Below are 9200 nucleotides of genomic sequence, written 5' to 3' on the forward strand. Positions count from 1 at the left end.
TGAAATTCAATCTTCTATGAATTGATGGTTCTGCGACGAGTGCGTTTTGGCATTCTAGTGACTAGTTCATAACCTATAGTATCTGCCCAAGATGCCACTTCATTTACCAATAAATTTTTTCCCCACAACTCTACCTCTGAATCAATTTCTATCCCTGTTAAGCCTGTCACGTCAACAGTGATCATATCCATAGAGACTCTGCCACACAACTTAGCGTGTTGTCTATTCACTAACACTGGAGTACCAAGCTTAGCAGTACGAGGGTATCCATCACCATATCCTGCAGCGATGGTGGCCACGACAGAATCTTTGCTGGCGACCCAAGTATTCCCATAGCCCACCGTTTCTCCTTTAGGCACATTCCTAAGAGCAATCACCTTGGACATAAACGCCATAACAGGGAGTAGTTGTTGCTGCATGCTATGCTCAGGTAAGTTATCTACAGACAGTTTATTCGTGGGCATAAACGGCGAAACGCCATATAACATGATGCCAGGACGATTCCATGTCCCCCGCGCTATAGGCCAAGCTTTAAGCCCCGCAGAATTAGCGATACTGGTTTCAATTTGAATAGAAAAATGGCTCTCCAACTGCTTATGACAGTTGGCAAATTTTTCAATTTGTTGATTGGTAAAGTGATTATTAGTTTCGTCAGCAGAAGATAAATGCGTCATGAGCACCACATTTTTTACCTGCTTTACGCCTTTTAACCTTGCGTAAATATCCATGACCTGTTCAGGCAAAAAGCCAAGTCTATGCATACCGGTATCAACCTTCAACCAAATAGCAATCTGTTGTTTCGCGTCCAAATTTTCAAGCATTTGACACTGATAAAGGTTATGCATAACCACGCTAAACCCATATTGACAGGCGATAAACAGTTCCTCTAAGCTAAAACATCCTTCCAACAACAATATTGGTGCAGTAATACCTTGTTGACGTAATTCAATTCCTTCTTCTAAGCTAGAGACCGCAAACATAGAAACAGTTTGTTCCAGCGCCTTAGCAATTTCTGCTGCACCATGGCCATAAGCATCCGCTTTAACCACCGCCACAGTTTGACTGTCTGGAGATAGTGATTGAGCATAATGGCAATTTGCAATTAAAGCGTTTAAATCGATTGTAATTTCAGTGGGGCGTGTCATTAAGTCGCGTGTCCTGATGCAATAAAAAGTAGTAAAAAATTAAAAGTCAGTAATCATATTTAAATTGATTAAATAACGAATTCACTTCTTTATATGTTTTTCCAATCTTGCCACTTCCAATTTTTTCTCCGTCTAAGGTTATCGCTGGTGCAATATTTTTAGTCGAACTGGTTAACCAAATTTCATCCGCAGATCGAGCTTGTTGTAAAATGATATTTTGCTCCAAGACTTGATAATCAGTATGCGTTCTCAAAAGATCTAAAACAATTGCCCGTGTAATCCCTGGTAATAATTGCGAGTCCAAAGACGGCGTAAAAATCTGTTTATTTTTAACCACAAAAACATTGCAAGATGATGCTTCTGTAATTTGCTCAGCTTCATTGAAAAGCAAGCATTCATCGACATTGTGATCTTGACTACTTTGGTAATGTAAAACGTTGCCCAACAAAGAGGTAGACTTAATATGACATTGACGCCAGCGCAGATCTTGCTGGCTTACTAAGGCCAACCCTTGGTGATTCCCATCATCATAATTAACTGGTGGTTTAATGGCGTAACACATCATAAATAAGGTTGGTTCGATATTGTCAGGGAAACCATGTTGCCGTTTAGGACTGACCCCTCGACTCACTTGAATATAAATGGCCAGGCTATCTCCGCTATTTTGCCTTAACAGATCGCTTAAAAGCTGTCGCCACTTGTCCTCAGACCAATCTAAGTTAATGCCTATGGCTGTTAAGCTATTTTGCAAACGTCTGATATGTGGAGCAAAGCCGACCATTTTCCGGTCATAGGCGGGTATTACCTCGTAAATCCCATCCCCAAACAAAAAACCACGATCAAGTGGGGATATCATCGCCTCACTTTGGGGCATGAAAGTACCATTAAGGAATACAATTGAATCGGTCATATTACTGCCAAAATATTAGTTAGATTGAATTCGGGTGAAAAGCTTAGCGTGTTTAACTTCTGCCAGATTAACCAAGTTGTGGGCGGTTTGAATGTCAATTGCTGAAAAAGTGACTTTGCATCCAGGTGTTGCTTGAGACAATTTGTCACAATCAACGGACAAGACACTGCCCACCTTGTAGTAGCCTCCTACAGTCTGCCTATCATCCAACATAATAATAGGTAACCCTTGCTGAGGAATTTGCACAGCACCTCGGGTAATTCCTTCTGATAACATTGGTTGATTTGGTGCCGCAATAGGATTGCCAGTCAACTTACAAGCCATTCTACTTGAGTCGGGGCTTACAACGTATTGATTAAGATATAGTTGCCTTATCGCCACAGCTGAAAAGTCGTTAATTTGATAGCCCTCGACCAATCTCAAGGTTAATTCACTATTTGCCGCAACCTTAACACTTCTTTGGGCCTCAAGAGGAGCGATTTTTGGTATTTTGAGCTCAGTGGCAGGAGTTTGACTATAGAATGCAATTTGATCTCCGAGCTTCAATACTTGCCCGTCTTGCGTTAAGCCCCCTAGCCTATCGCGCATAACCGTTGTGCAACTTCCAAAGATTTCTGGTACATGAAAACCTTGATGGACAGCCACATAACTACGAAGCCCATTATCGGATTTATTAATGGTTAAAACATCACCGGCATTCAATTTAAAATTGCGCCAAGATAGGAAAATGCGATCATTAATAGAAATCTCAGTAGCGCCCCCAGATATCGCCACCTGGCAATAAGAAAGGGCTTTGAAACTAAATCCGCAACCAACTACTTCAATACTAGGGGCAATATCTTTATTATCACATAACCAGTTAGCCCATAGGCAACTGCGTCGGTCTGCCGGACCACCAGAGGTGATCCCCAAGTGCTGGTAGCCTCTTCGACCTGAATCCACTAACATACTTTGTAAGCCAGTAGTCATTATTTCAATAACATGATTCACGAATTGTGCTCCAGCATTTGGTAATACTTATCTTCACTAATTTGCTTAAACCTAACGGTATCGCCTACTTTGAATGGAGAAGGTGATGTTCGTTTTGGAGCAAATAATTCTAGCGGACAAACACCAACAATATTCCATCCTCCTGGCGATTCATTAGGATAGATAGCGGTTTGTCGATCAGCGATAGCCACTGCACCTTTTGGCACTTTCTTACGAGGGGCTGTTAATCTAGGGGTGGCTATATTGTCATGGGTTTCCCCTAGAAATGCGAAGCCAGGCGCAAAACCTAAACAATAAACTCGGTAGCTGAGTTGTTGGTGCAGTTGAATAACTTCATGGACAGGCATGTTATTGTGTTTAGCAATTCGCTGTAAATCGTTGTCTTCAGGCAAGCCATAGCAGACCGGGATCTCAACAATATTCGGTGTCAGTGAAGTACCTGCGTTTACGCCATTGTCATTTTGTAGAGTCTTAACCAATTCTAAAATGCGTGCTTTCACTGCAAAAAAATCTGTAAGAAAAATGTCGAAGCTAATTAAAACAGAATGATATGCAGGGATAACCTCTTGCACCCAAGGAATATCTGTCTGTTGCAATAGATGCACAAACATACTTACCTGTTGATTTTTTTCATTGAGTGTTAGCCCATCAAAATAGACAATTAAGGCATTTTCGCTGGCTACATTTATCGTAACTTCTGGGTACTTCATGATTCGATTGACTTAACTAGTTTAAAGACAGTCATAAAGATAATAGCTCACGGATATGTTTCACCGCTTCGGCTGCACCTTTACTATCACCATGGACACATAGTGTGTCTATTTTTAACGGTAAAACATGTCCCGATGCAGATACTACTTCTTGGCTTTCTACCATTCTTTTTACCTGCGCAAACATATCATTTAGCTGCAACACGGCTTCGGGTTTAGCGCGGGATAATAGCAACCCTGTTTCTGTATATCGCCTATCTGCAAAGGCTTCAAATTGAAGTTCAACATGATACTTATTTGCTATTTGCTTGAAAGATTGCCAATCCGATACCGCTTGAACGACCAAAATTAATCCTTCTGAATATAGACTGACAGCCTTTACAACAGTTTCAAATAAACTTTGGTTAGCCATCATATCGTTATATAAAGCGCCGTGTGGCTTGACATAATCGACAGTTTTAGCATGAATTTTAGCCATGCCCTCTAATGCCGCAATTTGATAATGTAGCAGTGGAATTAGTTCAGCTTCGGACAAGGCCATACTGCGACGACCAAAACCTTGTAAGTCAGGGTAGGAAGGATGTGCACCTATTATTACATTGTGCTTTTTTGCAGAGACGATAGCGGATTGCATAGCCTGCGGGTCACCACTGTGAAAACCGCAAGCAATGTTAGCCATGTCGACGTATGGCATAATTAAATCGTCATGCGGCATGCGCCACGCCCCATAACTTTCACCTAAGTCACAATTTAGTTTGATCAAGCGCTTATTGCTCCATGTAAATTCAGATATAATGGTGATCTAAGGCGAGTTCAACATAGTGATTTTCACACAGATCACAACTAAGATTCGCTAGTTTACTTTATTCTTAAAAAAAGTCAGGTGTATGCTACAAATTGGAAAAATGAATCGCTTAGAAGTGGTTGACAAATTGCCCTTTGGATTTTATCTAGATGGTTCCCAAGTGGAACGTATTTTACTGCCAAATGGTTCTGCGCCTGAAGGTTGTGAAGTTGGTCAAATGGTCAATGTTTTTATTTATCATGACAGCGAGGATCGCATTATTGCGACCTCTAAGATCCCCCTCGCCCAGGTAAATGAAGTTGCGGTATTAAAAGTAAAAAGCCTAACGCGTGTTGGTGCTTTTTTAGATTGGGGGTTAGAAAAAGATCTTTTAGTTCCTTTTAGTGAACAAGAACGCCCTATGTCCGAGGGTGTTGAGTATGTCGTTTATGTATTTGAAGATCCAGAAACCGGACGCCTTGCAGCATCTACTAAGCTTCGCGACTTTTTATCTGAAGAGGGTCATGATCTTAAAGCTGGAGTAGAAGCAGATTTGATCATTTGTGGTCGCACAGATTTAGGCTACAAAGCGGTGATAAATGGTACTCATCTTGGCCTAATTTTTAAGGACGAAGTGTTTAAACCAATTCGAACTGGTCAACAGATGAAAGGTTTCATTAAACGTATTCGCGAAGACGGAAAAATTGATTTGTGTTTTCAGTTTCACAATGAACAAGCAAGAAAAGAGCTAACCGAGCTTATCATTGACGATTTAATAGCCCATGACGGCCTTTCAACGTTAACCGATAAAAGTCCTCCCCATGAAATTACTCAGCGCTTTGGAGCCAGTAAAAATGCCTATAAAAAGGCTTTGGGATCGCTGTTTAAACAAAAACGTATTTTAATCGATAAAACGAAAATCACACTAGTAAAGTAAAACTATAACGACCTTAACAAGGAACAAGAAATGCAAGCCACTGTTACCTGGCAAAAAGATATGCTGTTTGATTGTGAAACCGAATCGGGTAAAAAACTCCAATTAGATGGCAATGGTGATCAATTAACACCAATGGAGACAGTCCTATTATCCGTAGGAGCCTGTTCTTCCGTTGATGTAGTTGAAATTATGAAGAAATCTCGTCTGCCTCTAACAAGTTGCCGATGTGAACTCAAAGCAACTCGAGCAGATTCTGCTCCAAAAGTATTTACCGATATTCATGCAGAATATGTAGTTAGCGGTGAAAAAATAAGTGATAAACACCTAGCTCGTGCAGTGCAGTTATCCTGTGAAAAATATTGTTCAGTGATGTTGATGTTAACTGGAAATGTGAACATAACCACGTCTTATCGAGTTGAAGAGTGATAAAGAAAGAAGCCTGTTTATTTGATAAACAGGCTGTACTGGTTTTGCTTATGTCTTTTTGTTTTTAGATTACGACCGGTTCTGTGGTTTCTGCTGCTTCAACGGCAGTGGAATTATCTAAAGCTTGTTTATCTCTAACGTTTTTTTGGACAGTCACAGCTGCAAACAAACTTAATGTATATGCCATAGCGTAAAATCCCTTTTCACTCAATAATAAATCAGCATTGATCAAACCAATCACTAAAAGCCCTATGGCTAGACCGGAAGATAACCATGACAAGGTGCTGTAAATAGATGAAGTGTTTATACCTTCAGCCTTATCTCGTACATTTTTCTGCAAAGAAACTGTAGAAAATAATCCATAAAGTAACGTTATTAGATAGTAACCTTTTTCATTAAGTAACATTTGAGCATTAAAGAGCCCCACACCATAAGCACCGATGCCGATAATCAAAGCTGCAACAGCTGCATAGGTATAAGATTTTGTTGGGGCGTGCATAGAAGTCGTTACCGTTTGTGTTGTCATAATAATTCCCTGTTGTTTAATGTGTTATCTAAGGTATGGATAAAGCTTGCCTTCAACAAGGCCATTAATAAACCCAATTTTTAAATGTAGCTTATTTCAAGCCCTAAAGTTTATTATTAATATACCTTACAATGAGTTTATATCTCCGCTTGCCGTGAAAGTAATAAATTCACTGGCCAATTCGTTCTGTCTTAGGTAATTGCCAATGGTGGTAAACGTCGTTGTAAATACCTTGCCGTCGTGATCTTTAGTAGTGACATCATCCATGAATAGAGAGCCAAAAAACAATTTAAATGGGTTAGTCTTGACCTGTTGTGCATGGAAATGTGCTTTTGCATTAACCTTCAATTGTGCAACATTTCGCGTGCCGTAGATGGCCGAATTAAGTAAATCTAGAGTGTACTCAGTACAGTTTTGAAAGGTCGAATTGAACGGGTTAGCAATAACCGAATAGTGTTGATTGTGCAGAGCTTTATCGTTTCCCGAAGCGATCAATTCTATCAGTTTTTCCTGTACTTCTTTGCGTGGAATTAAAATGCCGGCAGTTAATTCATGTACACCCCAGAAGAAATCCACTGGATAGTCGACAATGAGTTCACTTTGATTCGGCTTTCCATTTATTTGATAAAGGTTATGTATTGCGTAACCTTGCACTACTTCACCATTGTCCAAGGTAATATTTGAATACAATGCTACTGCCGTATGGGTAAACTTAATTCCTTCAGGCAAATCTTTCTCTGGCCTCCCTACTCTTGCAATAATAAATGCTCTAGCGCCCTTAGAGGCTGCATATTTTTCAACGTCTTTAGCAAATTTAATAATTTTCTTAGGCTCGTGCTGACTAGGAGCATCACTTTGACTGCCAGCAAATACAATGTTAGGCAAAAAACTAAACGTACTAATCATGATGAGTAGATAATATGTTCGAGATTTCATTTCCTTAGTCTCCGTACAAAAGTTATTAGAATTATTCAAAAGCGTCAGGCTAATTTACTGTCGTTTAATCACTTGATTAGGGGCAGGATCAGCAGTGATAGTATGCTCAGTGATAATCAATGTATGTTGATGATGATGTTCATGAGAAGCACTATGGGAGGACATGAGGCCATCACTTAATGTATCCCCGGCCTCTACAACAGCGCTTCCAGCAACTAAGCTCACGCTACCTGCGACTATCACTGGGGTGACCATTACCACGCTAGCCACTTTAGCGGTAGAAGCTAATCCTTCCGATGTAGCTAAAGCAGTATGTTTACTTGCCTGTCCACTATGATGGACAGATCCTTCAGCAAGTGCGTTCAAAGATGATGTAGATAAAATGATTATTAAAGCAGTAGTTAAGGCTTTCATATTGTTCTTCCTGTTTGTTGTGAACGAGATGAACAATAGCTTTCAGGTATACCCTGTGTAAACAATACTGTTTTATGTATACTAAACATCAACCATTAGTTTATTATTTTAATACCCGAGGGAAGGAATGAGTCAAATTGGACAGGTAAGTAAAACGCTCAAGCAACTTTTAAAACAACATCAAATTACCTATCGAGCGCTTGCCGATAAGTTAGCAATGAGTGAGGCCAACATAAAACGCATTTTTTCAACTAATAGTTTTACACTAGAACGTCTTGAAGAAATATGCGACATACTGCAGATGTCACTTTCTGACCTGTTTGTGGTAGCACAGCAACAAACCGAGAAACTCAGCCAACTTACGGAAGAACAAGAACTACAATTACTCGCCGATCCTAAATTACTGCTGGTTGCTGTGTGTGTGCGGGATTCGTGGAAATTTAACGAATTGATTGAACACTACGATATTGATCAATACGAATGTACCCACTTATTAGCAAAACTAGACAAACTTAAAATAATCAGCTTGTTACCCAATAATCACTATAAGACCTTGATTGCTCAAGATTTTAGATGGATACCTGGCGGTCCGTTAGAGAAATTTATGGAACAGGAGGTAATGGTGAAATTCATGGCTCCCAAAAAAGATGAAAAGTGGAATTTCAGGCTTTATATCCGGGGTAGATATTCACAAACGTCAATAGAGATTATTCAGCGCAAGTTAAACCAGCTAACTAAGGAAGCATCTGATCTCAACCAAGAAGATGCCTCACTACCACTATCTAAGCGTCAACACATGGGCATATTGATGGCAATGCGACCTTGGGAGCCCTCACTATTTGAAAGCATGCGCAGAGTTGATGATGGGGACAGTTGATGGTGGTTTATCAATATTATGGGACAAATTGATAAACCACTGAATAATATGTTAGGTTAATATTCGAGCTATGTGAGTTTTAATTTGACCTGGGAGGAATAAATGACATCGGAAAACTCAAATAAAGATGACAATAGCTTTATGCATTTTGCTGCACTTAAAACCGCAATAGTGAATGGCGAAACGCAGACTGTAAAAAGTCTTATATCTGGGCATTCAATGCAAGAACTTGAAAAAAGCTACCTCATTGATTTAGCTAATTTAAACAACAACAGCGCCGTTTTAGCGTTACTTAAAGGTATTCCTGTGAAAAAGTAAGCTTGATTGAAATTCTCCTAAGCTTTTCTTTTGTTGGACAGCCACAAATTTAAAATCAAGACAGCCACAAACTAGACCACCTCTTTCAAGTAATCAACTAGGCTTTAGGTATTAGATTCAACAGGAAGAACTATGCCTTTAGCAAGGAAGCGTCAAATTTGTTTGACGGACACTCCCTACTATCACTGCGTGTCCCGCTGTGTTCGTCGGGCTTATTTGTGTGGGAA

Annotated in this window: 12 protein-coding genes; 4 read left to right on the forward strand and 8 right to left on the reverse strand. The window is 39.9% G+C overall.

The features are described 5' to 3' along the window. Positions 1-14: 14 nt before the first annotated feature. Genes alr through ACYVIL_RS20135 form a run of 5 tightly spaced genes read right to left on the reverse strand, consistent with a single transcriptional unit; the run spans position 15 to position 4515 of the window. Positions 15-1145 (reverse strand): alanine racemase, encoded by a 1131-nt coding sequence (gene alr, locus ACYVIL_RS20115; RefSeq protein ID WP_303473955.1) that lies wholly within the window; start codon positions 1143-1145, stop codon positions 15-17. Between the two features lie 46 nt (positions 1146-1191). Further along, positions 1192-2055 carry an aminotransferase class IV gene (locus tag ACYVIL_RS20120; protein WP_460314491.1) on the reverse strand — a complete coding sequence of 288 codons (864 nt, stop codon included), beginning with the start codon at positions 2053-2055 and terminating at the stop codon, positions 1192-1194. A 15-nt stretch (positions 2056-2070) separates the two neighbouring features. After that, a complete protein-coding gene (locus tag ACYVIL_RS20125; protein ID WP_460314493.1) occupies positions 2071-3045 on the reverse strand; it encodes a 5-oxoprolinase subunit C family protein in 975 nt (324 codons plus the stop codon). Further along, positions 3042-3755, reverse strand: coding sequence for a 5-oxoprolinase subunit PxpB (gene pxpB / locus ACYVIL_RS20130; RefSeq protein WP_460314495.1), 714 nt, complete (start codon positions 3753-3755; stop codon positions 3042-3044). Before pxpB ends, ACYVIL_RS20125 begins: the two co-directional genes overlap by 4 nt. A gap of 31 nt (positions 3756-3786) precedes the next feature. Then, complete coding sequence (locus ACYVIL_RS20135) at positions 3787-4515, reverse strand: 5-oxoprolinase subunit PxpA (protein WP_460314516.1); 729 nt, start codon at positions 4513-4515, stop codon at positions 3787-3789. Positions 4516-4642: 127 nt separating this feature from the next. On the opposite strand from ACYVIL_RS20135, the gene ACYVIL_RS20140 reads away from it, so the two are divergent. Continuing rightward, complete coding sequence (locus ACYVIL_RS20140; protein ID WP_303473951.1) at positions 4643-5476, forward strand: CvfB family protein; 834 nt, start codon at positions 4643-4645, stop codon at positions 5474-5476. A 30-nt stretch (positions 5477-5506) separates the two neighbouring features. Then, complete coding sequence (locus ACYVIL_RS20145; protein WP_460314498.1) at positions 5507-5902, forward strand: OsmC family protein; 396 nt, start codon at positions 5507-5509, stop codon at positions 5900-5902. 64 nt (positions 5903-5966) lie between these two features. On the opposite strand, the gene yiaA is transcribed toward ACYVIL_RS20145, so the two are convergent. From yiaA to ACYVIL_RS20160, 3 genes are all read right to left on the reverse strand, one after another. After that, entirely contained in the window at positions 5967-6428 is a 462-nt protein-coding gene (gene yiaA, locus ACYVIL_RS20150; protein ID WP_460314500.1) for an inner membrane protein YiaA, read from the reverse strand. 126 nt (positions 6429-6554) lie between these two features. Then, on the reverse strand, positions 6555-7364 hold the full coding sequence (locus tag ACYVIL_RS20155) for a DUF2145 domain-containing protein (RefSeq protein ID WP_460314502.1): 810 nt from the start codon (positions 7362-7364) through the stop codon (positions 6555-6557). Positions 7365-7418: 54 nt separating this feature from the next. Continuing rightward, a complete protein-coding gene (locus ACYVIL_RS20160; RefSeq protein WP_460314504.1) occupies positions 7419-7778 on the reverse strand; it encodes a hypothetical protein in 360 nt (119 codons plus the stop codon). A gap of 127 nt (positions 7779-7905) precedes the next feature. Here ACYVIL_RS20160 and ACYVIL_RS20165 point away from each other — a divergent pair, with 127 nt between their 5' ends. After that, positions 7906-8655 carry a helix-turn-helix domain-containing protein gene (locus tag ACYVIL_RS20165; RefSeq protein WP_460314506.1) on the forward strand — a complete coding sequence of 250 codons (750 nt, stop codon included), beginning with the start codon at positions 7906-7908 and terminating at the stop codon, positions 8653-8655. Positions 8656-8757: 102 nt separating this feature from the next. Beyond that, positions 8758-8973, forward strand: coding sequence for a hypothetical protein (locus tag ACYVIL_RS20170; protein WP_460314508.1), 216 nt, complete (start codon positions 8758-8760; stop codon positions 8971-8973). Positions 8974-9200: the final 227 nt, after the last annotated feature.

The organism is Aliiglaciecola aliphaticivorans (genome assembly GCF_054782055.1).

Bases quoted from the DNA above. Each gene is read 5' to 3' on its own strand.
- ACYVIL_RS20170 (WP_460314508.1), top strand. From the start codon at position 8,758: ATGACATCGGAAAACTCAAATAAAGATGACAATAGCTTTATGCATTTT.
- ACYVIL_RS20155 (WP_460314502.1), bottom strand. From the start codon at position 7,364: ATGAAATCTCGAACATATTATCTACTCATCATGATTAGTACGTTTAGT.
- ACYVIL_RS20140 (WP_303473951.1), top strand. From the start codon at position 4,643: ATGCTACAAATTGGAAAAATGAATCGCTTAGAAGTGGTTGACAAATTG.
- ACYVIL_RS20165 (WP_460314506.1), top strand. From the start codon at position 7,906: ATGAGTCAAATTGGACAGGTAAGTAAAACGCTCAAGCAACTTTTAAAA.
- ACYVIL_RS20120 (WP_460314491.1), bottom strand. From the start codon at position 2,055: ATGACCGATTCAATTGTATTCCTTAATGGTACTTTCATGCCCCAAAGT.
- ACYVIL_RS20145 (WP_460314498.1), top strand. From the start codon at position 5,507: ATGCAAGCCACTGTTACCTGGCAAAAAGATATGCTGTTTGATTGTGAA.
- alr (WP_303473955.1), bottom strand. From the start codon at position 1,145: ATGACACGCCCCACTGAAATTACAATCGATTTAAACGCTTTAATTGCA.
- ACYVIL_RS20160 (WP_460314504.1), bottom strand. From the start codon at position 7,778: ATGAAAGCCTTAACTACTGCTTTAATAATCATTTTATCTACATCATCT.
- pxpB (WP_460314495.1), bottom strand. From the start codon at position 3,755: ATGAAGTACCCAGAAGTTACGATAAATGTAGCCAGCGAAAATGCCTTA.
- yiaA (WP_460314500.1), bottom strand. From the start codon at position 6,428: ATGACAACACAAACGGTAACGACTTCTATGCACGCCCCAACAAAATCT.